The organism is Herbiconiux sp. (assembly GCF_023264855.1).
In the GTDB taxonomy this organism is placed as follows: Bacteria; Actinomycetota; Actinomycetes; order Actinomycetales; family Microbacteriaceae; genus Herbiconiux.
In genome coordinates this window covers 33,271-56,380 of record NZ_JAHFUW010000026.1, presented here as the reverse complement: position 1 = coordinate 56,380, position 23,110 = coordinate 33,271, and the positions used below count along the sequence as shown (strand labels likewise).

Annotated in this window: 20 protein-coding genes; 17 read left to right on the top strand and 3 right to left on the bottom strand. The window is 69.4% G+C overall.

The window, feature by feature from the left end; all coding sequences use genetic code 11:
* Positions 1-50: 50 nt before the first annotated feature.
* Positions 51-1,118: a DNA polymerase III subunit delta gene (holA, locus tag Q0D75_RS11825; RefSeq protein ID WP_291053607.1), complete on the top strand. Its 1,068-nt coding sequence runs from the start codon at positions 51-53 to the stop codon at positions 1,116-1,118.
* 86 nt (positions 1,119-1,204) lie between these two features.
* Here the strand turns inward: holA and rpsT are convergent, their stop codons facing one another.
* Complete coding sequence (rpsT, locus tag Q0D75_RS11820) at positions 1,205-1,465, bottom strand: 30S ribosomal protein S20 (protein WP_291053592.1); 261 nt, start codon at positions 1,463-1,465, stop codon at positions 1,205-1,207.
* A gap of 198 nt (positions 1,466-1,663) precedes the next feature.
* Here rpsT and Q0D75_RS11815 point away from each other — a divergent pair, with 198 nt between their 5' ends.
* Both Q0D75_RS11815 and Q0D75_RS11810 read left to right on the top strand, forming a co-directional pair.
* Positions 1,664-2,854 (top strand): aminotransferase class I/II-fold pyridoxal phosphate-dependent enzyme, encoded by a 1,191-nt coding sequence (locus Q0D75_RS11815; protein ID WP_291053589.1) that lies wholly within the window; start codon positions 1,664-1,666, stop codon positions 2,852-2,854.
* Entirely contained in the window at positions 2,851-3,849 is a 999-nt protein-coding gene (locus Q0D75_RS11810; protein WP_291053587.1) for a ketopantoate reductase family protein, read from the top strand. Before Q0D75_RS11815 ends, Q0D75_RS11810 begins: the two co-directional genes overlap by 4 nt.
* A gap of 190 nt (positions 3,850-4,039) precedes the next feature.
* Here the strand turns inward: Q0D75_RS11810 and Q0D75_RS11805 are convergent, their stop codons facing one another.
* Positions 4,040-4,933, bottom strand: a complete 894-nt coding sequence (locus tag Q0D75_RS11805) for an NAD-dependent epimerase/dehydratase family protein (protein WP_291053584.1) — start codon at positions 4,931-4,933, stop codon at positions 4,040-4,042.
* A 127-nt stretch (positions 4,934-5,060) separates the two neighbouring features.
* On the opposite strand from Q0D75_RS11805, the gene lepA reads away from it, so the two are divergent.
* Genes lepA through hemW form a run of 3 tightly spaced genes read left to right on the top strand, consistent with a single transcriptional unit; the run spans position 5,061 to position 8,988 of the window.
* Positions 5,061-6,911, top strand: coding sequence for a translation elongation factor 4 (lepA, locus tag Q0D75_RS11800; protein ID WP_291053580.1), 1,851 nt, complete (start codon positions 5,061-5,063; stop codon positions 6,909-6,911).
* Positions 6,911-7,744 (top strand): DUF1990 domain-containing protein, encoded by an 834-nt coding sequence (locus Q0D75_RS11795; RefSeq protein WP_291053578.1) that lies wholly within the window; start codon positions 6,911-6,913, stop codon positions 7,742-7,744. The genes lepA and Q0D75_RS11795 overlap by 1 nt, the downstream gene beginning before the upstream one ends.
* Positions 7,745-7,752: 8 nt before the next feature.
* Complete coding sequence (gene hemW / locus Q0D75_RS11790) at positions 7,753-8,988, top strand: radical SAM family heme chaperone HemW (protein ID WP_291053575.1); 1,236 nt, start codon at positions 7,753-7,755, stop codon at positions 8,986-8,988.
* 105 nt (positions 8,989-9,093) lie between these two features.
* On the opposite strand, the gene Q0D75_RS11785 is transcribed toward hemW, so the two are convergent.
* Complete coding sequence (locus Q0D75_RS11785; protein ID WP_291053572.1) at positions 9,094-9,591, bottom strand: DUF4870 domain-containing protein; 498 nt, start codon at positions 9,589-9,591, stop codon at positions 9,094-9,096.
* 274 nt (positions 9,592-9,865) lie between these two features.
* On the opposite strand from Q0D75_RS11785, the gene hrcA reads away from it, so the two are divergent.
* From hrcA to Q0D75_RS11730, 11 genes are all read left to right on the top strand, one after another.
* On the top strand, positions 9,866-10,900 hold the full coding sequence (gene hrcA / locus Q0D75_RS11780; protein ID WP_291053570.1) for a heat-inducible transcriptional repressor HrcA: 1,035 nt from the start codon (positions 9,866-9,868) through the stop codon (positions 10,898-10,900).
* Positions 10,901-10,971: 71 nt separating this feature from the next.
* On the top strand, positions 10,972-12,084 hold the full coding sequence (gene dnaJ / locus Q0D75_RS11775) for a molecular chaperone DnaJ (RefSeq protein ID WP_291053567.1): 1,113 nt from the start codon (positions 10,972-10,974) through the stop codon (positions 12,082-12,084).
* A 16-nt stretch (positions 12,085-12,100) separates the two neighbouring features.
* Entirely contained in the window at positions 12,101-12,850 is a 750-nt protein-coding gene (locus Q0D75_RS11770; RefSeq protein WP_291053565.1) for a 16S rRNA (uracil(1498)-N(3))-methyltransferase, read from the top strand.
* A 24-nt stretch (positions 12,851-12,874) separates the two neighbouring features.
* Positions 12,875-13,237, top strand: coding sequence for a histidine triad nucleotide-binding protein (locus Q0D75_RS11765; protein WP_291053562.1), 363 nt, complete (start codon positions 12,875-12,877; stop codon positions 13,235-13,237).
* Between the two features lie 67 nt (positions 13,238-13,304).
* Positions 13,305-14,294 carry a PhoH family protein gene (locus Q0D75_RS11760; RefSeq protein ID WP_291053605.1) on the top strand — a complete coding sequence of 330 codons (990 nt, stop codon included), beginning with the start codon at positions 13,305-13,307 and terminating at the stop codon, positions 14,292-14,294.
* Between the two features lie 8 nt (positions 14,295-14,302).
* Entirely contained in the window at positions 14,303-14,767 is a 465-nt protein-coding gene (ybeY, locus tag Q0D75_RS11755; protein WP_291053559.1) for an rRNA maturation RNase YbeY, read from the top strand.
* A complete protein-coding gene (locus Q0D75_RS11750) occupies positions 14,767-16,101 on the top strand; it encodes a hemolysin family protein (RefSeq protein ID WP_291053556.1) in 1,335 nt (444 codons plus the stop codon). Before ybeY ends, Q0D75_RS11750 begins: the two co-directional genes overlap by 1 nt.
* Positions 16,098-17,033, top strand: coding sequence for a GTPase Era (gene era, locus Q0D75_RS11745; RefSeq protein ID WP_291053553.1), 936 nt, complete (start codon positions 16,098-16,100; stop codon positions 17,031-17,033). Before Q0D75_RS11750 ends, era begins: the two co-directional genes overlap by 4 nt.
* A 55-nt stretch (positions 17,034-17,088) precedes the next feature.
* Positions 17,089-18,066 (top strand): 4-hydroxy-tetrahydrodipicolinate synthase, encoded by a 978-nt coding sequence (gene dapA, locus Q0D75_RS11740; protein ID WP_291053549.1) that lies wholly within the window; start codon positions 17,089-17,091, stop codon positions 18,064-18,066.
* 91 nt (positions 18,067-18,157) lie between these two features.
* Positions 18,158-19,834: a ribonuclease J gene (locus Q0D75_RS11735; RefSeq protein ID WP_291053547.1), complete on the top strand. Its 1,677-nt coding sequence runs from the start codon at positions 18,158-18,160 to the stop codon at positions 19,832-19,834.
* A gap of 288 nt (positions 19,835-20,122) precedes the next feature.
* Complete coding sequence (locus Q0D75_RS11730; protein WP_291053544.1) at positions 20,123-23,107, top strand: DNA translocase FtsK; 2,985 nt, start codon at positions 20,123-20,125, stop codon at positions 23,105-23,107.
* Positions 23,108-23,110: the final 3 nt, after the last annotated feature.

Genomic DNA, 23,110 nt, shown 5'->3' with positions numbered 1-23,110 from the left:
CGCGGGCGGGTGACGCCGGGCGGCCGGGGTCGGCGGCTGCGGTTAGGCTGATGGCCGGGTCGAAACAGGAGGTGGCCGTGGCGGCAGCACGAGGCGGATCGACGGCGTCGAAGCCGAAGGCGAGCGCCAAGGTCGCCATCCCGCAGCTGGAATGGAACCAGGTGCGGCCCGCGCCGGTCATCCTGGTGTCCGGCACCGAGACCTTCCTGGCCGAGCGGGCGATCCGTCAGCTGCGCGATCTGCTGAAGGCGGAGGATCCGAGTCTCGAGGTGGCCGACATCGACGCGGCCTCGTACGCGCCCGGAGAGCTTCTGTCGATCGCCAGCCCTTCGCTGTTCGCCGAGCCGCGGCTGATCCGCATCGCCGCAGTCGAGAAGTGCTCCGACGCCCTGATCGAAGATGCCATCGCCTACCTCGGCTACCCGGCCGACGACACCTACGTGGTGCTGCGCCACGGCGGGGGAGTGCGCGGCAAGAAGCTGCTCGAGGCGGTGCGCGCCGCATCCGGCGTGGCCATCGAGATCGTGTGCACCGAGCTGAAGCGCGACTCCGACAAGCACGAATTCGCCTCGGCGGAGTTCCGGGCGGCGGGCAAGCGGGTCTCGCCCGGCGCGGTCCGCGCGCTGGTGTCGGCTTTCTCCGACGACCTGGCCGAGCTCTCGGCCGCCTGCGCGCAGCTGGCGTCCGACTCGGCGGACGAGATCACGGAGGTCACCGTTCAGCGCTACTACGCCGGGCGGGTCGAGACGAACGCCTTCGCCGTCGCCGATTCGGCGCTGGCCGGAAACTACGGCGAGTCCCTCGGCCTGTTGCGGCACGCCCTCGCCTCGGGCGCCGATCCGGTGCCCATCGTGGCGGCGTTCGCCATGAAGCTGCGCACGATGGCCAAGGTGCTCGGCACCCGCGGGGGTTCGGGTCAGCTCGCCGGTCAGCTCGGCATGGCGCCGTGGCAGATCGACCGCGCGCGTCGCGATCTCTCCGGCTGGACGGGTGAGGGCCTCGGCCGCAGCATCCAGGTACTCGCCGAGACCGACGAGAGCGTGAAGGGCGCCGGGCGCGATCCGGTGTTCGCCCTCGAACGGATGATCAGCATCGTCTCGGCCCGCGGAACCCTCTGAGTCTGGGCGACGAAGGAGGCTCCCCTCAGCCCGGGCACACGAAAAAGGCCCCGCCGAAGCGGAGCCTGATTCGCGGGGGACGCGGCTCAGAGAGCGGCGACCTGCTTCGCGATGGCCGACTTGCGGTTCGCGGCCTGGTTCTTGTGGATGACGCCCTTGGACACGGCCTTGTCGAGCTTCTTGCCGGCGAGGACCAGCGCGGTCTCGGCCTTGCTCTTGTCGCCGGCGACGACGGCCTCGCGGGTAGCGCGGATGGCGGTCTTGAGCCCGCTCTTGACTGCCTTGTTGCGCTCCTGAGCCTTCTTGTTGGTGCCGATGCGCTTGATCTGCGACTTGATGTTTGCCACGGAAATAACCTCTGTATCTGTTCGGATGAATGCGGTGCGATGCTCCGCTGCGGCCGGGCCGCGGAAGGAGCCACTCGCTGTTCGCATCCCGCCGAAAGCGTGAATGCGTAAGCCAACAGGCAACATTACCAGTTCTGCACCGTCTGGACAATCCGAACTCCGGCTGGAGTCGAAGCCCACGCGGTACCGTAGAAGCCTATGCCACGTCTCGCCTCGCACACCGACACGGTCCCGCCCTCGGGCATCCGCCGCATCTTCGAGCTCGCGCTGTCGCTGGAGGACGTCGTCTTCCTCGCCGTGGGCGAGCCCGACGTTCCGGTGGCGCCGGAGGTGCTCGCCGTGGGTGCCGCCGCCTGGGCGGCCGATGACACCGACTACACGCCGAACGGGGGCATCCCCGAGCTTCGGAACGCCATCGTGCAGACCGTCGCCGAACGCAACGGGATCGACACCGATCCCGAGCAGGTGTGGGTGACCGTCGGCGCCACCCAGGGCCTGTACCTGGCGATGACGCTGCTGCTGGACGCGGGCGACGAGGTGCTCGTCCCCGATCCGGGCTACACGACCTTCACGATGAACGCGCACCTGCTCTCCGCCGTGCCGGTGCCGTATCCGCTTCGCCCCTCGGCCGGATTCACCCCCGACCTCGACGAGCTCGAGCGACTCATCACCGACCGCACCCGGGTGATCATCGTCAACTCCCCGTCCAACCCGCTCGGTGCGGTCTTCGACGAGCCCACGCTGCGCGCACTGCTCGCGTTCGCCCGGCGGCACGATCTCTGGCTGATCAGCGACGAGGTGTACGAGCGCTTCACCTACGGCGCGCCGCACGTGAGCATCGCCGCTCTCGCCGCCGAGGGCGACGGGCGCGACCTCGAGCGTGTTCTGACCGTCTTCTCCGCGTCGAAGACCTACGCGCTCACCGGCGCGCGCGTGGGCTGGCTGTTGATGCCGCCCGGATTCTCGACCCTCTTGGGAGCCTCGCAGGAGGCGATGGTCAGCTGCGTGAACACGCCCGCCCAGCGCGCTGCGGTGGCGGCCCTCACCGGCTCGCAGGAGTCGGTCGAGCGCGCGGCCGAGCACTACGGCGAGAACCTGCGGCTGGCCACGAGCGCGCTGCGCGAGCGCGGCATCCGGTACCTCGAGCCCTCAGGCGCCTTCTATCTCTGGGTGGACGTGACCTACGCCAGCGGCGGTGACGTGGCCGCCTGGGCCGAGCGGCTCCTGCTCCAGCGACGCGTCGCCGTCGCACCCGGCAGCGCTTTCGGGCGGACGGGCGAGGGCTGGATCCGATTGTGCGTCGCCGCGTCGTCGGCCGATCTGCTCGAAGGCATCCGCCGCCTGCCCGACCCGGGGTCACCCGGCGCCGACCTCGTCTCCGCGCGATGAAACTCGCCGTGATCGGCGCGGGAGCCGTGGGCGGCGTGATCGCCGCGCTCGCCGACAGGAACGGCCACGAGGTGGCGGTCACGGCGCGCGGTGCCCAGCTCGCCGCCGTCCGTGAGCGAGGTCTGCACCTCACGGGTCACTGGGGCGAGCACACGGCGCGAGTGCACGCATCCGCGACCCTGGAACAGGCGCCCGACCTGGCCCTGATCTGCGTGAAGGCCCAGGATGCCCACCAGGCCCTGGCCGACAACGCGGCGGTGCTCGAGGGGGTGCCGCTGGTCGTCGTGCAGAACGGACTGGGTGGCGCGGAGGCGGCAGCCGAGCAGCTTCCCACCACGCCGGTGATCGGTGCGCTCGCGCTGTTCGCCGCGTCGTTCCTCTCGCCCGGCGAGGTGGCGATCACCACCCCCGCCTCGACTTATCTCGGCCGCCTCGACTCGACGCCGGATCCGGCGTTCGAGCTCGCCCGCGCGACCCTGAGCGACTTCCTGCCGATCGAGACCACGGCGAACTTCACCGGCGCGCAGTGGACGAAGCTGATCGTCAACCAGGTCAATGCGCTCCCGGCGATCACCGGACTCTCGGTGCAGGAGACGATCGCCGACCCGGGCCTTCGGGCGGTGCTCACGGCGAGCATGCGCGAGGCGGTCGGCGTCGCCCGCGCGCGCGGCGTGCGGTTCGAGACGCTGCTCGGCCTGAGCGACGCACTGCTCAGCGTGTTCGCGCGTGCACCGCGGCCGGTGGCGCAGCTGCTGCCGCGGCTGATGTCCAGGCGCATCGGCGCGACGCCGAATCCGGGTTCGACGCTGCAGAGCATCCGGCGCGGTCAGCTCACCGAGATCGACCACCTCAACGGCGCGGTCGTGACCGAGGCGCGCGCGGCCGACCGCGACGCCCCCGTCAACGAGGCTCTCGTTGCCCTCGTCCACCGTGTCGAGGTGCAGGGCGCCTTCATCGCCCCCGCCGAGGTGGCACGTCTCGCCCTCCGCGCCTGAGCCGCCCCCCCGCCTGAGTCATTCGATGGCCTCCCCTCGTCGCGCCCACGGCAGCGCGCCGTCAACGAGGTCGACGGCCGGTGCCCAACGCAAAAAAGGCTGCAAATAACGGAGACCGACGCCATGTACGGGGTCGGTCACCGTTATTTGCAGCCTTTTCGAACGCCACACCGCGCCGCGGGGACGCGCCTCAGCCCACGTACGAGCCCGAGCGCAGCTCGTCGAGCAGGGTGGGGCCGTTCGGCTCCCAGCCGAGGTCGATGCGGGCGGCCGATCCGGTGGCCTGCTGGTCGAGCAGCAGCGCGTCGCCGAAGCCCTCGCCGAGCCAGGCGTGAACCTGCTCGATCGAGGTCGGGGCGACCCGCCCCTCGAGGCCGACGCCCACCGAGGCCGCCTCGCCGATCTCGCGCACCGTCGGGTTCTCGCCGCTGGCGCCGATGTAGTACGAGCCGGCGTCGGCCAGGTCGAAGGCGAGCACGTACAGCTCGGCGAGGTCTTCGACGAACACCGTGGTCCAATGCTGCGACCCCGACCCCACGATCTGCAGCGCCGGGTCGCCCGAGGCATCCGACCGCCGAGGCGCCCCCGCCACCAGGGCGGGGATGCCGGCGCCGTGCCCGAACACGATTCCAGGAGCGATGATCGTCGTCTTGACGCCCGCGGCGCTGCGCACCCGCGCCTCGATCGGCACGCGCCACGAGGTGAGTGCGGGCGGATCGAACGGGGTGCGCTCGGTGAGGTCGGAGCCGTTGCCGAAGATCCAGATGCCGCCGGTGTGCACGTACGGCTTGTCGCTGCCCTCGAGCCCGGCGAACACGGCCGAGACGAACGTGTCGTCGGTGGCCGCGCTGGAGTCGTCGCCGGGGGAGGCGGTGTGGATCACGCCGTCGCTGTCGAGTGCGAGCTTGGTGACGAGCTCGCGGTCGGTGACCGAGCCGAGCACGGTGTGCGCGCCGGTCTGCTGAAGCTCCGCCGCCTTCTCCTCGCTGCGCACGAGGGCGACGACGTCGCGCCCCTGCGCGCGGAGCTGACGGAGGACTGCGGATCCGATGTAACCGGTCGCGCCGGTGAGGAAGATGGCCATGCTCCTATTCAACCCATCCCTCGGCCCGGTCGGCCAGCTCGGTGACGAGATGAGTCGCGACGAGACGAGAGGAGTCGCTCCCGGCGGCGCATGGCAGAATGGAACGTCCGCCGACCCAGAGGAATGCGTGAGCCCCCAATCACTGAAGGCCCTCCAACCGGCCTCCACCGACCCCGCATTCATCCGCAACTTCTGCATCATCGCGCACATCGACCACGGCAAGTCCACCCTGGCCGACCGGATGCTCGGCATCACCGGCGTCGTCAGCGACCGCGACATGCGCGCCCAGTACCTCGACCGGATGGACATCGAGCGCGAGCGCGGCATCACCATCAAGAGCCAAGCCGTGCGGATGCCGTGGTCGCTGGGCCCCGACACCTTCGCCCTCAACATGATCGACACCCCCGGTCACGTCGACTTCTCCTACGAGGTGAGCCGTTCCCTCGCCGCCTGCGAGGGCGCCATCCTGCTGGTCGACGCGGCCCAGGGCATCGAGGCCCAGACGCTCGCGAACCTCTACCTGGCGCTCGAGAACGACCTCACGATCATCCCGGTGCTGAACAAGATCGACCTCCCGGCGGCGGATCCCGACAAGTACGCCAAAGAGCTCGCGAGCCTCATCGGCGGCGACCCGAACGACGTGTTGCGCGTCAGCGGCAAGACCGGCATGGGCGTCGAAGACCTGCTCGACCGGGTCGTCGAGCGCATCCCGGCCCCGGTCGGGAATCCGGATGCCGCGGCCCGCGCCATGATCTTCGACTCCGTCTACGACGCCTACCGCGGCGTGGTCACCTACGTGCGCATGATCGACGGGCACCTCAGCCCGCGCGAGCGCATCCAGATGATGTCGACCCGGGCGACGCACGAGATCCTCGAGATCGGCGTCTCCAGCCCCGAGCCCACGCCCTCGAAGGGCCTCGGCGTCGGCGAGGTCGGCTACCTCATCACCGGTGTGAAAGACGTGCGCCAGTCCAAGGTCGGCGACACCGTCACCACCGCGATGAAGCCCGCCACGCAGGCGCTGCCCGGCTACACCGAACCGCTGCCGATGGTGTTCTCGGGCCTGTACCCGATCGACGGCAGCGACTACCCGGTGCTCCGCGAGGCGCTCGACAAGCTGAAGCTCAGCGACGCCGCCCTCGTCTACGAGCCCGAGACATCCGTCGCCCTCGGTTTCGGCTTCCGCTGCGGGTTCCTCGGCCTGCTGCACCTCGAGATCATCACCGAGCGGCTCGAGCGCGAATTCAACCTCGACCTGATCGCCACCGCGCCGTCGGTGATCTACGAGGTCACCACCGAAGACAAGAAGACCGTCACGGTCACGAACCCGAGCGAGTTCCCGGGCGGCAAGATCGTGAGCGTGCAGGAGCCCGTGGTGAACGCGGCCATCCTGGCGCCCAAGGATTACGTCGGCACCATCATGGAACTCTGCCAGAGCCGCCGCGGCATCCTGCAGGGCATGGACTACCTCGGCGAAGACCGGGTCGAGATCAAGTACACGATGCCGCTCGGCGAGATCGTGTTCGACTTCTTCGACAACCTGAAGTCGAAGACCGCGGGTTACGCGAGCCTCGACTACGAGCCCGCCGGCGAGCAGTCGGCCGACCTCGTGAAGGTCGACATCCTGTTGCAGGGCGAGCAGGTGGATGCGTTCAGCGCCATCGTGCACCGCGACAAGGCCTACGCCTACGGTGTGCTGATGACGGGACGGCTTCGCGAGCTCATCCCGCGCCAGCAGTTCGAGGTGCCCATCCAGGCCGCGATCGGTGCCCGCATCATCGCGCGCGAGTCGATCCGCGCCATGCGGAAGGACGTTCTGGCCAAGTGCTACGGCGGTGACATCACCCGAAAGCGCAAGCTGCTCGAGAAGCAGAAAGAGGGCAAGAAGCGCATGAAGATGGTGGGCCGCGTCGAGGTTCCGCAAGAGGCGTTCATCGCGGCGCTCAGCGGCGACGTCGAGAAGAAGGACAAGAAGTAGTGGCCGCCGCCGCTGTCCGAACCGGTGGTGCCGGCGGGCCGGTGCGTTCGACGCGCGCCGCCGCCGAGCAGAACGACGACCCGAGGGCGGCCACGTCGCTGAGCTATGCGGCGATCGGCGCCACGCAGGCCGAAGACCTCCTGTACTACCCGCCGAAGGGCTTCCGCCCGATGGAGCGGCGCGCGCGCCTGGGCAGCGGGGTCGAGCGCTTCGAGAACGCCTCCGCCCGGTTGCTCGCCTGGGGCGTGCAGCGCGGAGCCGGCATCGGAGTGGGCGACATCCGCCCCCCGGCCCCTTCTGAGACGGATTACGCCGGTCTCGTCTACGACGAACTCGGCACCCCGTCGGCCGCGCGCACGGCCGCATCCGAACAGGCCTACGGCGAAGACGGCACACCGCTGGTTTCGGCCGGCACCACGGCGATGCTCGCCATCAGCGTTCTCTGGTTCCGGATGTACGCCCCGGTGCGCGTGGTCTACGTCGTGAACGAGCCGGGCCGGATCGGCTTCGCCTACGGCACCCTCCCCGGCCACCCGGCATCGGGGGAGGAGAGCTTCCTGGTCGAGCACCTCTCCGACGACTCGGTGTGGATCGTGGTGCGCGCGTTCTCGCGCCCGAGCACCTGGTTCTACCGCCTGGGCGCGCCGGTGCTGCGGATCTTCCAGGCGCGCGCCACCAAGCGCTACCTGCGCTCGCTGCTGCCGAGCATGGCTGCCACCACCCCGGGCGCAGCTTCCGGCACGCCCGGCGGTTCCCCGGCCGTGCCGGCCCCCTCCGCGCTCAATGCCGCCCCGGCATCGGCCACCCCCGCCCGCTCCGGCGCGGGGGTCTAGGCGCCATCGTGCCCTCCATCCTCCCGGTGGGAGACCCCGCTCCGGCGGACGGCCTGCTGCCGCGCACGGGTTCGCCTGACGGCGCCGGTTCGTCGCTCGAGCGCGACTTCGGGCTGTACGTGCACGTGCCGTTCTGTCGCGTGCGCTGCGGCTACTGCGACTTCAACACCTACACGGCCACCGAGTTGCGCGGCGTGAAGCAGTCCGACTACGCGGCCCAGGCGATCGCCGAGATGCACTTCGCGCAGGGGGTGCTGGGCGCATCCGGAGTCGCCGAGCGCCCGCTCTCCACCGTCTTCTTCGGCGGCGGCACGCCCACGCTCCTGCCGGCGCAGCAGCTCGTGGCCATGCTCCACGCGGCGCGGGACACCTGGGGCTTCGCTCCGGATGCCGAGATCACCACCGAGGCCAACCCCGACTCGGTCGATGCGGCCTACCTGCAGGCGCTGGCGGATGCCGGGTTCACCCGGGTGAGCTTCGGGATGCAGTCGGCGGTGCCGAGCGTGCTGGCCACGTTGGAGCGCACGCACGATCCGGCCCGCGTCCCGCTGGTCGTGCGCTGGGCCCGCGAGGCCGGCCTGCACGTCAGCCTCGACCTCATCTACGGCACTCCCGGCGAGACGATCGACGACTGGCAGCGGTCGCTCGACGCGGTCGTGGCCGAGCAGCCCGACCACGTCTCGGCCTACGCCCTGATCGTGGAGGACGGCACGAAGCTCGCCCGCCAGATCCGCTCGGGCGTCGTGCCCGAACCCTCCGACGACCTCCAGGCCGACATGTACGAGCGAGCGGATGCGACGCTCGAGGCCGCCGGGTACGACTGGTACGAGGTGAGCAACTGGGCGCACCGCGACACCGGCGCGCCCTCGCGGCACAACCTCGGCTACTGGGTGGGCAACGACTGGTGGGGCATCGGCCCGGGCTCGCACAGCTACGTCGGCGACACCCGCTGGTGGAACGTGAAGCACCCCGCGGCCTACGCCCAGCGCATCGCCGCGGGCGAGTCGCCGGCGGCCGGCCGCGAGACCATCGACGGCGACACCCGGGAACTCGAGCGCATCCTCCTCCTCACCCGGGTGCGCGGTGCCCTCCGCATCCCCACCCTGGCCCCCGCCGCGCGCCGAGAGGTCGCCGGCCTGATCGCCGACGCCCTCGTCGAAGGGCCTGCAGCCCTCGCGGGCACCCTCACGCTCACCCTCAAGGGCCGCCTCCTCGCCGACGCCGTGGTCCGCCGTCTCACCTGACCTCTCCCCTCACCAGGAAACGACGAACGGGTTCTCTTTCCGTCGCCTCTGGGCGAAGCCCAGTCGAAGACGGAAAGAGAACCCGTTCGTCGTTCTTACGACCCCTTACTTGATGAAGCGGAAGTTGAAGAAGTAGCGGTAGGTGCCGCCCGCGTTGACGCGCAGGCCGGCGATGATCGCGAAGATCAGGCCGACGATCTGCACCGCCCAGGCGAGGAAGTAGAACAGGAAGCCGATGAAGATGAAGGCCGTGATGGTGCCCAGGATGTAGAGCCCCACCACGAAGATCGCCACCGTGATCTGGAAGTTGAGGGACTCCTTGGCCTCCTGGTTGGTCAGCGGGCCACGGTCTTTGAAGACCAGCCAGATGATCAGCGGCGGGATCCAGCCCAGGATGCCGCCCAGCTGGCCGAGGAAGGCCCACTGCTTGTCTTCGGCGGGGGAGAGCGGCGCGGCCGCGGCCGGTGCTCCCTGGTAGCCGGGCGGGGGCGCCTGGTACCCGGGCGGCGGGGCCTGGTAGCCGGGAGGAGGGGTCTGCCCGGGGGGAGGAGTCGGCTGCCCGGCTGCCGGGTCGTACGGCGGGGTTGCGTTGGGGTCAGTCATGTCTCGTGCCTTTCGGACGGGGGTCGATGGGTACGGCGATCGCGGACGACGGTCGTGTACAGGAGACAAGATAGTGCCACCTCTGCCCGGCGGCAATGATTATCACGCCGCAAGTCGAACATGGCTCATCAAGCGGACCGCGGGCCGGAACGGAGTCCACGCGGGCGTGCCCGGCGGATGCGGGATATAATTGGCACTCCGGCGGCGTGAGTGCCAGGCGCCGGCGAGGGGCCGGCGATCCGGCTCCCGGCGGCGGAGAGAGGATGGTGTTCAGATGGTCTCCGAACGCAGTCTCGAAGTGCTCCGCGTGATCGTGCAGGACTACGTGGCCTCCCGCGAGCCCGTCGGCTCGAAGAGCATCGCCGAACGGCACTCGTTCGGCGTGTCGGCCGCCACGATCCGCAACGACATGGCGCTGCTGGAGGAAGAGGAGCTCATCACCGCTCCGCACACCTCCAGCGGCCGCGTTCCCACCGACAAGGGCTACCGCCTGTTCGTCGACCACCTCTCCGACCTGCGCCCGCTCACCAGCGCTCAGCGGCACGCGATCGAGACCTTTCTCGACTCCTCGGTCGACGTCGACGACGTGCTCGCGCGCACCGTGCGCCTGCTCTCCCAGCTCACCCATCAGGTGGCGCTCGTGCAGTACCCGGTGCGCTCGCTGGCGCGCATCCGGCATCTCGAGCTGGTGTCGTTGGCTCCCCGCAAACTGATGACCGTGATCATCACCGACGGAGGCCATGTCGACCAGCGGATCGTCGACGTGCCGAGCGACCTCGACGACACGGCGGTGGCCGAGCTGCGCACCCGCTTCAACGAATCGATCGGCGGGCTCGGGCTCACCGAGGCCGTCGCGGCGCTCGGTGCCGTCGCCGACAAGTTCCCGCCCGGGCAGGCGGCCAACGCCGCGGCCGTGGCGCAGACCGTGCGCGAGCAGGTCTCGGCCAACCGGCAGGAGAAGCTGCTGATCGCCGGGGCGGCGAACCTGGTGCGCACCGAAGACGACTTCCACGGCAGCATCCTGCCCGTGCTGGAAGCGGTCGAGGAGCAGGTGGTGCTGTTGCGCCTGTTCAGCGAGATGGAGGCCGACCAGCGCGGCATCACCGTCTCGATCGGCCGCGAGAACGAATCGTTCGGCCTCGGCGAGACCTCGATCCTCGCCTCGGGCTACAGCGGCGTGGGCACCGCGGTGTCACGCCTCGGGGTGCTCGGCCCCACCCGGATGGATTACTCGAGCAACATCTCGGCGGTGCGCGCGGTGGCGCGCTACCTCTCCCGCACCCTCGGCGAACCCGGCGGCCCGGCCTGATCGGCGCCGCGTGATCGGCGCCCGATCCGATCGACGACTGCGAACCACACCCAACGAAGGAGTAGCCCCCGGTGGCTGACCATTACGACGTGCTCGGCGTCTCGCGCGAAGCGACGCCCGAAGAGATCAAGAAGGCGTACCGGCGCCTGGCCCGCGAACTGCACCCCGACGTCAATCCGAGCCCGGATGCGCAGGAGAAGTTCAAGCAGGTCACCCACGCCTACGACGTGCTGAGCGACCCCGGGCAGCGCCGTGACTACGATCGCGGACCGCAGCAGGGCTTCGGCGGCGGGGGAGGCCAGGGTTTCGGCGGCTTCGGCGACATCTTCGAGACCTTCTTCGGCGGCCAGGCCGGCGGATCGCGCGGCCCCAAGTCGCGCGCCGAGCGGGGCCAGGATGCGTTGCTGCGCGTGGAGGTCGACCTCGGCGAGGTCATCTTCGGCACCCACCGCGACCTCGAGGTCGACACGGCGGTGCTCTGCGAGACCTGCAACGGATCGTGCTGCCAGCCCGGCACGTCACCGGTCACCTGCGACATCTGCCGGGGATCCGGCTCCATCCAGCGCACCGTGCGCTCGCTGCTGGGCAACGTGGTCACGAGTGCTCCCTGCGGCACCTGCCGCGGCTACGGCACGGTCATCCCGAACCCCTGCCCCACCTGCCAGGGCCAGGGCCGCGTGCGCGCCCGCCGCACGATCCCGGTCGACATCCCGGCCGGCGTCGAGACGGGTCTGCGCCTGCAGATGCCTGGCCAGGGCGAGGTCGGCCCCGCCGGCGGCCCCCAGGGCGACGTGTACCTCGAGATGAAGGTGAAGCACCACGACATCTTCTCGCGCAACGAAGACGACCTGCTCTGCACCCTCGAGGTGCAGATGTGGGATGCGGTGCTCGGCACCACGACCACCATCCAGGCGCTGGACGGCGACATCGAGATCGAGATCAAGCCTGGCACGCAGAGCGCCGAGGTGCTGACGGTCAAGGGCCGGGGGGTCTCGCACCTGCGCGGCAACGGCCGCGGCGACCTGCGGGTGGGCATTCAGGTGGTCACGCCCACCAAGCTCGACCACAAGCAGCGCGAGCTGGTGAAGCAGCTGGCGACCGCGCACAAGTACCCGGCGCCGAGCCTCGGGCACTTCCAGCAGGGGCTGTTCGCCAAGTTGCGCGACCGCTTCCTGAACGTCTGACCGGGCAGACCCGCCGATGAGTTCGCTGTTCCTGCGCGAAGACCTGTCCGCCGTTCCGCACGAGGTCGGCGACGTCGTGGTGCTCTCGGGCGACGAAGCGCGCCACGCGGCCACGGTCAACCGGATGCGGGTCGGCGAGCACACGGCGATCTCCGACGGCCGGGGCCTCGTGGTCTCGGGCGTCGTGACGCGGGTGGAGCCGAGAGAACTGGATGTCGCGGTCGAGACCGCGGTGCGGCATCCGGAGCCCTCGCCCCCGCTCGTGCTCGTGCAGGCGCTCGCCAAGGGCGACCGCGACGAGCTGGCGATCCAGGCGGCCACCGAGCTCGGCGTCTCGGCGGTCGTGCCCTGGCAGGCCGAGCGGTCGATCTCCCGCTGGAGCGGCCCGAAGGTCGAGAAGGGGCTCGACCGCTGGGCGAGCATCGTGCGCGAGGCGGCCAAGCAGTCGATCCGTCCGTTCGTCCCCTCGGTGGGGGCGCTCGCCGACCTGGCCGGGCTGGTGAGGCTGGCGGGGGAGAACCGGATGCTCGTGCTCGAGCCGACCGCGTCCGAGCGGCTCACCCAGGTGGTGCTCGAGCCGGTCGACGCGGACGAGACGCCCATCCTGCTCGTGGTCGGTCCGGAGGGCGGCATCTCGCCCCGCGAGCTCGACGCGCTCACCGCAGCCGGTGCCCGCCCGGTGAAGCTGGGCGACGAAGTGCTGCGCACCTCGACCGCGGGCCCGGCGGCGCTCGCCGTGATCAACGCGGCTCTCGGCCGGTGGTGAGCCATCGAAAGTAGGATGGACCGCATGTCCACCGAAACCGACTCGCCCTCGATCTTCAGCCGCATCATCGCCCGGGAGATCCCGGCCACGATCCTCGCCGAGACCGAGAACGTCATCGCGTTCCCCGACATCGCGCCGCAGGCGCCGGTGCACGTGCTCGTCGTGCCGAAGACCGAGCAGTACCGCAACGTGGTCGAACTGGCCGCGGGCGACCCCGGGCTCCTCGCCGAGCTCGTCGAGGTCGCGAATTCCCTCGCCGCGGAATTGACCGACGGTGACTTCCGTTTGATCTTCAACACCGGCGAGAACGCCGGGCAGACCGTCTTCCATGTGCACGCCCACGTGCTCGGTGGAGGACTGAAGGAAGGAACCCTTGGAAAGGGCTGACGCAACTCCCACCACCCCACCCCAGGGCCCCACTGCTGAGGCCCGCCTGCACATCGACGGCATCGAGATGGTGCGCCTGCTCGGTCCGCAAGACCGGCTGCTCACCACCGTCGAGCGCCAGTTCCCGCTGGTCAGCGTCTTGGTGCGCGGCAACGACATCACGATCGCCGGCGACGCCGAGCAGGTGGAGTCCGCCCGCCGGCTGGTCGAAGAACTGCTGCAGATGGTGCGCCAGGGGCACGAGCTGACGCCGACGGAGGTCAACTCCTCGGCGCGCATCCTGGAGAAAGACCGAGGTTCGAGCCCGGCAGAACTGCTGAGCCAGTCGATCGTCACCGCGCGCGGCAAGAGCGTGCGCCCCAAGACGATGGGCCAGAAGAGCTACGTCGACGCCATCGACGAGAACACGATCGTATTCGGCATCGGCCCGGCCGGTACCGGCAAGACTTATCTCGCCATGGCCAAGGCCGTGCAGGCGCTGCAGCGCAAAGAGGTCGAGCGCATCATCCTCACCCGCCCCGCGGTGGAGGCCGGCGAGCGGCTGGGCTACCTGCCCGGCACGCTCACCGACAAGATCGACCCCTACCTGCGCCCGCTCTACGACGCGCTGAACGAGATGATGGACCCGGAGATCGTGCCCAAGCTGCTCGCGGCCGGCACCATCGAGGTGGCGCCGCTGGCCTACATGCGCGGCCGCACGCTGAACAACTCCTTCATCGTGCTCGACGAGGCGCAGAACACCACGCCCGAACAGATGAAGATGTTCCTCACCCGTCTGGGCTTCGGATCGAAGATGGTCGTCACGGGCGACATCACCCAGGTCGACCTGCCCACCGGGACGAGCGGTCTGCAGGTAGTGACCCGCATCCTCGATCACCTCGACGACATCCACTTCGCCACGCTCACGAGCGCCGACGTGGTGCGGCACACCCTGGTGGGACTGATCGTCGACGCCTACACGAAATACGACCAGGTGCAGATGGCCCGCCGAGACGGCCAGAGCGCCACCAGCCCGCACCCGAGCGATCGCGATCGCCGCTACACGAGAAAACGATAAGGACCGCATTGTCTATAGAGGTCAACAACGAGTCGCAGATCCCGGTCGACGAGACCGCTCTGCTGCGTCTGGCGAGCTACGCGCTCGATCAGATGCACGTGCATCCGGATGCCGAACTCGCGATCGTGCTGGTCGACGAGGCGGCGATGGAGCAGCTCCACGTGCAGTGGATGGACGAGCCCGGCCCCACGGACGTGCTGAGCTTCCCGATGGACGAGCTGCGCCCGGGCACCGAAGACGCCCCCACCCCTGCGGGCCTCCTCGGTGACGTCGTGCTCTGCCCCCAGGTGGCTGAGACGCAGGCCGAGGCGGCGAACCACTCCACGCTCGAAGAGCTGCTGCTGCTCACCACCCACGGCATCCTGCACCTGTTGGGCTTCGACCACGCCGAGCCCGAGGAGGAGCGCGAGATGTTCGGTATCCAGCGCGACATCCTGGTCGGCTTCGCGATGAGCGAGCGCCGTCGCCCGTAATGACCATCATCCTGTTCCTGCTCGCGGCCATCGTGCTCGTGGCGTTCGGCGGCCTGTTCGCGGCCGTCGATTCGGCGATCCTCTCGCTGTCGCGATCCGACATGCAGGAGCTCGCCGAGCGCTACCGGCCGAAGCGGTCGCTTCGGGCGATCGCCGCCGACCCCGGCGCGCACCTGAACGCCGTGAACTTCGCGCGCGTCGTGTTCGAGACCACGGCCGCGGTGCTGGTCACCATCTCGTTCGCCTTCACCATCGACCAGCTCTGGCTGGCGCTCGTGCTGTCGGCCGTGGTGATGACCGCGGTCTCGTTCGTGCTGGTGGGCTCGAGCCCGCGCAGCGTCGGACGGGTGCACGCCAAGACGGTCGTGCGCCTCGGCGCGCTGCCCGTGCACGCGGTGCGCGTGGTGCTCGGCCCGATCGCCACGGCGCTCGTGGCCATCGGCAACCGGGTCACGCCCGGGCGCCCGCGCTCGGGCACGTTCTCGTCGGAGGAGCAGCTGCTCAGCATGGTCGACGAGGCCACCGAGCTCGACGTGCTCGAAGAAGACGACCGCGAGCTCATCCACTCGATCATCGAGTTCAACGACACCGTCGTGCGCGAGGTGATGATCCCGCGCACCGACATGGTCACCATCGGCGACGACGAGACGGTGGGGCACGGTCTCGGCCTGTTCCTCAGCAAGGGCGTCTCGCGCATCCCGGTGGTCAAGGGCGAGAACGTCGACGAGATCTCCGGCGTGCTCTATCTGCGCGATGCGGCCCGCCTCAGCTACGAGCGGCCCACAGTGCTCGACACCATGCCCGTCGGCGAGCTGGCGCGCGAGCCGCTGTTCATCCCCGAGTCGAAGAAGGTCGACGACACGCTGCGGCAGATGCAGCTGGAGTCGAACCACCTCGCGATGGTGGTCGACGAGTACGGCGGCATCGCGGGCCTGGTGACCCTCGAAGACCTGATCGAAGAGCTGGTCGGCGACATCTCCGACGAGTACGACCGCGACGTCGTGGAAGTGGAGAAGTTGCCCGACGGCGCCTTCCGCGTCAGCGCGCGCCTGCCGGTCGACGAGCTGGGAGAGCTGTTCGACCTCGAGCTCGACGACGACGACGTCGATTCGGTCGGCGGCCTGCTGTCGAAGTCGCTCGGCCGGCTCCCCGAGCCGGGGTCCGAGGCGCGCACCTCGGGGCTCGTGCTCACCGCAGACCGCACCGACGGCCGGCGCAAGCGCATCATCACCGTCATCGTCCGGCGCGATCCGGATGCCCCGGCCGAGTCCCTGAAGACGTCGACCGGTCCTGTCCTCACCACCACCACCAGCAGCACCAAGGAGCACGCATGAGCGAGCACGACACCGTCGATCCCGACGCCACCGCCGTCGATCCCGACGACTTCCGGGCGGGCTTCGTGACCTTCGTGGGCCGCCCGAACGTGGGCAAGTCCACCCTCACCAACGCCCTGGTGGGCGAGAAGGTGGCGATCACGAGCTCCAAGCCGCAGACCACGCGGCAGACCATCCGGGGCATCGTGCACGACCCGGCGGGGCAGGTGATCGTCGTCGACACCCCGGGGATGCACCGCCCGCGCACGCTGCTCGGCGAGCGGCTCAACTCGCTCGTGCAGTCCACGCTCGGCGACGTCGACGTGATCGGCTTCTGTCTGCCGGCCGACGAGAAGCTCGGGCCGGGCGACCGCTACATCAACGATCAGCTCGACCAGTTCCCGGGCGCGAAGAAGATCGCGATCGTCACGAAGATCGACTCCGCCTCGAAGCAGCAGGTGGGGGAGCAGCTGCTCGCCGTCTCGGAGCTGCGCGACTGGGAGACCGTCATCCCGGTGTCGGCCACCAGCGCCATCCAGCTCGACGTGCTGGTGAGCGAGCTCATCCGGATGCTGCCGCGTTCCGAGAAGCTCTACCCCGAAGACCAGTACACCGACGAGGGCCTCGAGTCGCGCATCTCCGAGCTGATCCGCGAGGCCGCGCTGGAGGGCGTGCGCGACGAGCTGCCGCACTCGATCGCGGTCACGATCGACGAGATGAACCAGCGCGAAGACCGGGAGCTGGTGGAGATCCACGCCAACCTCTTCGTCGAGCGCGACAGCCAGAAGGGCATCATCATCGGGCCGAAGGGATCGCGGCTCGGCGAGGTGGGGGCGCGTGCCCGGGCCCAGATCGAGCCGCTGCTCGGCCAGCAGGTGTACCTGAACATCCGGGTGAAGGTGGCGAAGGACTGGCAGCGCGATCCGAAGCTGCTCGGCAGGCTCGGGTTCTGAGCGCGGTGGCGGAAGCGGGCGGAATCTGTTCACCCGAACCCGATACCCTGTAATCGTGTCTACCGCTACGAACCCGTTCGGCCAGGTCCTGGTCGCCATGGTCACCCCGTTCACCGCCGACGGCGAAGTCGACTGGCCCGGGGTCGAGAAGCTCATCGACGAACTGATCACGGGCGGTGCCGACGGCATCGTGGTGACCGGCACCACCGGTGAGACCTCCACCCTCACCGACGCCGAGAAGCTGCGCCTGGTCGAGGTCGGGAAGGCCGTGTCGTCGGGCCGCGCGAAGATCATCACCGGCGGCGGCTCGAACGAGACCGCGCACGCCATGCAGCTGGCCCGCCAGAGTGAGAAGGCCGGTGCCGACGGCAACCTCGTCGTCACCCCGTACTACAACAAGCCCACCCAGGCCGGCATTCTGACGCACTTCCGGATGATCGCGGATGCGACCGACCTGCCCGTCATCCTCTACGACATCCCCGGCCGCACCGGCGTGCCGATCAAGTACGAGACGATGCTGCGTCTGGCCAAGCACCCCAACATCCTCGCGGTGAAAGACGCCAAGGGCGACTTCAGCGAGGTCAGCCGGGTGATCAACCAGACCGACCTGCTCTACTTCTCGGGCGACGACGCCAACGTGCTTCCGCACATGGCGATCGGGGCCTCGGGGCTCATCGGCGTCACCGCCAACATCGCCCCGGCGCCCTACCGGGTGATCGTCGACGCCGTGAACGCCGGCGACCTCGCCACCGCGACGGCTGCCCACAAGTCGCTCGAGCCGCTGGTCCGCGCGGTCATGACCCACGTCCCCGGCACGGTGGCCGCGAAGTACATCCTGCACGGCCTCGGCCGCATCGGGAGCCCTCGCGTGCGCCTGCCCCTGGTCGGCCCGGAGGAGTGGGAGGCCGCTCAGATCGAGAGCGAGATCGACCTCGTCCGCGACATCCCGGGTCTCGACTTCAAGAACTTCCGCCCCGACCGCAACGCGGCCGCGGGCGGCGCCCTTCCCCAGATCGCGGGGACGACCCGCTGAGGGTCTCGTCCGGCGAGAGCGGGGCATCCGGGGCACCACTCCACAGCGCGAGCACGAAGCCGCGCACCTGCACGAAGAACGAGGAGGGCCCATGCAGAGCCCGATAGCGAATCCGCCCGCCCTGGAGGCCGGCACACTCCGAATCACCCCGGTCGGCGGCCTGGGCGAGATCGGCCGCAACATGACCGTGTTCGAATACGAGGGCAAGCTGCTCATCGTCGACTGCGGCGTGCTGTTCCCCGAGGAGCACCAGCCCGGTGTCGACCTGATCCTGCCCGACTTCAGCGTCGTGCGCGACCGGCTCTCCGACATCGTCGGCATCGTGCTGACCCACGGCCACGAAGACCACATCGGCGCGGTGCCGTACCTGTTGCGCCTGCGCAACGACATCCCGCTGATCGGTTCGGCCCTCACCCTCGCGCTGGTCGAGGCGAAGCTCAAAGAGCACCGCATCAAGCCGTACACCTTCGACGTGACCGAGGGGCAGACCGAGAACCTCGGCCCCTTCGAGTGCGAGTTCGTGGCCGTGAACCACTCGATTCCGGATGCGCTGGCCGTGGCCATCAAGACGCCCGCCGGCGTGGTGCTGCACACGGGCGACTTCAAGATGGACCAGCTGCCGCTGGACAACCGACTCACCGACTTGCGCGCCTTCGCGCGGCTCGGCGAGGCGGGTGTCGACCTGTTCCTGGTCGACTCCACGAACGCCGACGTGCCGGGCTTCACGCCCACCGAGCGCGAGATCGGCCCGGTGCTCGAGTCGGTCATCGCCCGTGCTCCCCGCCGCGTGGTCGTCGCGAGCTTCTCCAGCCACGTGCACCGCGTGCAGCAGGTTCTGGATGCCGCCCACGCGAACGGCCGCCGGGTCGCCTTGCTCGGCCGCTCGATGGTGCGCAACATGACCATCGCCGCCGACCTCGGCTACCTCAAGGTGCCCGAAGGTGTGCTGGTCGACTTCAAGAAGGCCGGCGACATCCCCGACGACAAGATCGTCTACATGTCCACCGGTTCGCAGGGCGAGCCGATGGCCGTTCTGTCCCGCATGGTGAACCTCGAGCACCAGATCGAGGTGGGCCCGGGCGACACCGTCATCCTCGCCTCCAGCCTCATCCCCGGCAACGAGAATGCTGTCTACCGCATCATCAACGGGCTCACCAAGCTCGGCGCCAACGTGGTGCACAAGGCGAACGCGAAGGTGCACGTCTCCGGCCACGCGGCCGCGGGCGAGCTGCTGTACTGCTACAACATCCTGAAGCCGAAGAACGTGCTCCCGGTGCACGGCGAATACCGCCACCTGGTGGCCAACCAGAAGCTCGCCATCGCGAGCGGGGTGCCCGAGCAGAACACGATCATCGCCGAAGACGGAACCGTCATCGACCTCAAGGCCGGCGTGGCGAAGGTCGTGGGGCAGTACGACCTCGGCTTCGTGTACGTCGACGGCTCCTCGGTGGGCGAGATCACGGATGCCGACCTCAAAGACCGCCGCATCCTCGGCGAAGAGGGCTTCATCTCGATCATCGTCGTGGTGGAGGCCCAGACCGGACGCATCGTGTCGGGCCCCGAGATCCACGCCAAGGGCTTCGCCGAAGACGGCAAGGTCTTCGACGCGCTCAAGCCGAAGATCAGCGCCGCTCTGGCGGAGGCCGCCGGCAACGGCGTGCGCGAGTCGTACGCCCTGCAGCAGGTCGTGCGCCGCACGACCGGCCGCTGGGTGAACACCACGTTCCGCCGCCGGCCGATGATCGTGCCGGTCGTTATCGAGGCGTGAGGTCGCGTTAGCGGTTTCATGCGGGTGACTTGTGTTGCTGTGCTTGTTGCCGGTCGCGCCGGGCTTCGCTCGGCGTGACCGGGCGGCGCCGGTCCCTGCCCGGCGCCGCGCGACATGTGAGCGCGCGGTCGACGGGCGCGGGCTTCGCTCGCACCCGTCGGCCACACGCTCACCTTGGGTCGTCGAGTAGGGCCTGGTGCGTGGTGTTCTCGACTTCTGCTGCGGTCAATTCTCGGACACCCTTTGGGGTTCGGCGGGGAAGTCGGGGGTGGCGGGTAGTTTGAGCGCATGGCCACCAGCAGTAGATCTACGCCCCGCGCCAAGGGGGGCACTCCGGCTCGCGGAACGAGCGCGAGCTCGCGTAAGCCGGCGACTCCTCGGGCCGGCACCGCCGCTCAGAAGACCGCCGCTCAGAAGACGGTGAGGTACCCGGCGGTCGTGGAGAGCGATCGGCCGAACCCGCTCGTCACGGCGTGGCTGGGGCTGGCCCATGTGGTGGGCGGGGCTGCTCGTGCGTTCGGGCCCGAGAAGCTGGCCAAAGAAGAGCGGCGCGACGGGCTGCCGTTCCTGTTCTTCCTGCTCGCGGTCGCCGGGGCGGCCACCGAGTGGTTCTTCGCCTCGAACGCGGTGGCCATCGCGATCAATGCTTGGACCTTCGGCGGGCTGTTCGGCCGCGTCTCCTACGCGCTGCCCGTCATCCTTCTGCTGCTCTCCCTGTGGCTGTTCCGGCATCCGAATTCCGTGCACGACAACGGGCGCATCGGGATCGGCCTCTCGGTCTTCCTGGTCTCGGTCTCGGGCCTCTGTCACATCTTCGGATCGGCGCCCGACCCGTCCGCCGGCATCGACCAGCTGGCGGTGGCCGGCGGCATCCTGGGCTGGATCGTGGCGGCACCGCTGGTAGCCCTGATCACCCCGATCGGCGCCACCATCGTGATGGTCGTGTTCGTGGCGCTGTCGCTGTTCATCATCACCAAGACCCCGCCGAACAAGATCGGCCGGCGGATGCACGAGCTCTACGCCTACCTGTTCGGCGCCCCCTCGCCGGCCGAGGAGGAGCCCAAGGTCAAGGGCGAGAAGGGCAAGGCCAAATCCTCCGACAAGGCCGTCGACGACATGCTCGACTTCGACGCCGATCGCGCTTCGGGCGACGGTGACGACGACGACAGCGGGGCCCTCCCGTGGTGGCGCCGCAACAAGAGCCAGCGCGAGATCGATCCCGCGTTCGACACCCCGCTGATCGCGCCGCGCATCGAAGACCGCACACCGCCGGCCGAAGAGGTCGTCCCGTTCCAGAGTGCGGCCGACATCGAGACCCCCGAGAGCTTCGGCAACGGCCTGCTGCACGACATGGAGGCCGCCGAAGAGGCGATCAAACGGATCACCGGCGAGGTCTTCCCCGGCAAGCTCCAGGCCACGGGCCTGCTCGACGACGAGGGCACCGAGGCGCTGCCCGCCTTCGCGACGCCGCTGCCCGACCCGACCGCCACCGGCCCGATCGAGGGCATGGCCCCGCCGGCGCCGGCATCCGACCCCGCCAACTACCGCCTGCCCTCGGTCACCAACCTCGGCGTGGGCGAGCCGTCGAAGGCACGCTCGGCGGTCAACGACGAGGTCGTGCGCGCCATCACGGATGTGCTAACCCAGTTCTCGGTCGACGCCACGGTCACCGGCTTCTCCCGCGGCCCCACCGTCACGCGCTACGAGATCGAGCTCGGCCCGGGCGTGAAGGTCGAGCGCGTCACCGCGCTGTCGAAGAACCTCGCCTACGCCGTCGCCTCGAACGAGGTGCGCATCCTGTCGCCGATCCCCGGCCGCAGCGCCATCGGCATCGAGATCCCGAACACCGACCGCGAGACGGTCTCGCTCGGCGACGTGCTGCGATCGCAGAAGGCGATGAACGACCCGCACCCGATGACCATCGGCGTGGGCAAAGACGTCGAGGGCAAGTTCGTGCTTGCCAACCTCGCCAAGATGCCGCACCTCCTGGTGGCCGGCTCGACCGGATCCGGAAAGTCCAGCTTCATCAACTCGATGGTCACCAGCGTGCTGATGCGCGCGAAGCCCAGCGAGGTGCGGATGGTGCTGATCGACCCCAAGCGAGTCGAGCTCACGGCCTACCAGGGTGTTCCCCACCTGATCACGCCCATCATCACGAACCCCAAGAAGGCGGCCGAAGCCCTCTCCTGGGTCGTGAAGGAGATGGACATGCGCTACGACGATCTGGAGAGCTTCGGCTTCCGCCACATCGACGACTTCAACCGCGCCGTGATCAACGACGAGATCCAGCTGCCGCCGGCTTCGCAGCGGGTTCTGAAGCCCTACCCGTACCTGCTCGTGGTCGTCGACGAGCTCGCCGACCTGATGATGGTCGCTCCGCGCGACGTCGAAGACTCGATCGTGCGGATCACCCAGCTCGCGCGCGCCTCGGGCATCCACCTGGTGCTCGCCACCCAGCGGCCTTCGGTCGATGTCGTCACCGGCCTCATCAAGGCCAACGTGCCCTCGCGCCTGGCCTTCGCGGTGACGAGCGTCACCGACTCCCGTGTCATCCTCGACCAGCCCGGCGCCGACAAGCTGATCGGCCAGGGCGACGCCCTGTTCCTGCCGATGGGCTCGTCGAAGTCGATCCGCGTGCAGGGCGCCTGGGTGCCCGAGAGCGAGATCGCCAAGGTGGTCGAGCACGTCACCCGCCAGGCCCGCCCCGAGTACCGCGACGACGTGGCGGTCACGGCCGAGAAGAAGAACATCGACTCCGACATCGGCGACGACCTCGAGGTGCTGCTGCAGGCGGCCGAGCTGGTGGTAAACACCCAGTTCGGATCGACCTCGATGCTGCAGCGCAAGCTCAAGGTCGGCTTCGCCAAGGCCGGCCGCCTGATGGACCTGCTGGAGTCGCGCGAGATCGTCGGCCCCTCCGAAGGGTCCAAGGCCCGTGACGTGCTGGTGACGGCCGAGCAGCTGCCCGAGGTGCTGGCCATGCTGCGCGGCGAGACCGGCGGCGGCTCGGCATCCGCTGCGGCGCCGGCTGCTGCGCCGAGGCCTCCGGCGGGCCCGGCGGCTCCGCAGGCCTCGCACAGCGCCGCCTCCTACGCCGCGGCACCCGAGGCGAATCCGTTCCCCGACGACGCCGAGCCCTCGACCTACACCTTCGCGTCGATCCCGAAGCCGACGCCGGGGGAGAACCCGTTCCCGTCGGCCGATCTCGACCAGTACCCTGAAGTGGAGGGCGGGTCCGACGACGACGCCTGGGGTCTGACCGGCAGGGAGTAACAC

Excerpts from the sequence above, each read along its gene's own strand:
- Q0D75_RS11765 (WP_291053562.1), top strand. The coding sequence starts at position 12,875 with ATGTCCACCGAAACCGACTCGCCCTCGATCTTCAGCCGCATCATCGCC.
- Q0D75_RS11815 (WP_291053589.1), top strand. The coding sequence starts at position 1,664 with ATGCCACGTCTCGCCTCGCACACCGACACGGTCCCGCCCTCGGGCATC.
- Q0D75_RS11785 (WP_291053572.1), bottom strand. The coding sequence starts at position 9,591 with ATGACTGACCCCAACGCAACCCCGCCGTACGACCCGGCAGCCGGGCAG.
- Q0D75_RS11805 (WP_291053584.1), bottom strand. The coding sequence starts at position 4,933 with ATGGCCATCTTCCTCACCGGCGCGACCGGTTACATCGGATCCGCAGTC.
- Q0D75_RS11770 (WP_291053565.1), top strand. The coding sequence starts at position 12,101 with ATGAGTTCGCTGTTCCTGCGCGAAGACCTGTCCGCCGTTCCGCACGAG.
- Q0D75_RS11760 (WP_291053605.1), top strand. The coding sequence starts at position 13,305 with ATGGTGCGCCTGCTCGGTCCGCAAGACCGGCTGCTCACCACCGTCGAG.
- era (WP_291053553.1), top strand. The coding sequence starts at position 16,098 with ATGAGCGAGCACGACACCGTCGATCCCGACGCCACCGCCGTCGATCCC.
- Q0D75_RS11730 (WP_291053544.1), top strand. The coding sequence starts at position 20,123 with ATGGCCACCAGCAGTAGATCTACGCCCCGCGCCAAGGGGGGCACTCCG.
- Q0D75_RS11810 (WP_291053587.1), top strand. The coding sequence starts at position 2,851 with ATGAAACTCGCCGTGATCGGCGCGGGAGCCGTGGGCGGCGTGATCGCC.
- hrcA (WP_291053570.1), top strand. The coding sequence starts at position 9,866 with ATGGTCTCCGAACGCAGTCTCGAAGTGCTCCGCGTGATCGTGCAGGAC.
- Q0D75_RS11735 (WP_291053547.1), top strand. The coding sequence starts at position 18,158 with ATGCAGAGCCCGATAGCGAATCCGCCCGCCCTGGAGGCCGGCACACTC.
- Q0D75_RS11750 (WP_291053556.1), top strand. The coding sequence starts at position 14,767 with ATGACCATCATCCTGTTCCTGCTCGCGGCCATCGTGCTCGTGGCGTTC.
- holA (WP_291053607.1), top strand. The coding sequence starts at position 51 with ATGGCCGGGTCGAAACAGGAGGTGGCCGTGGCGGCAGCACGAGGCGGA.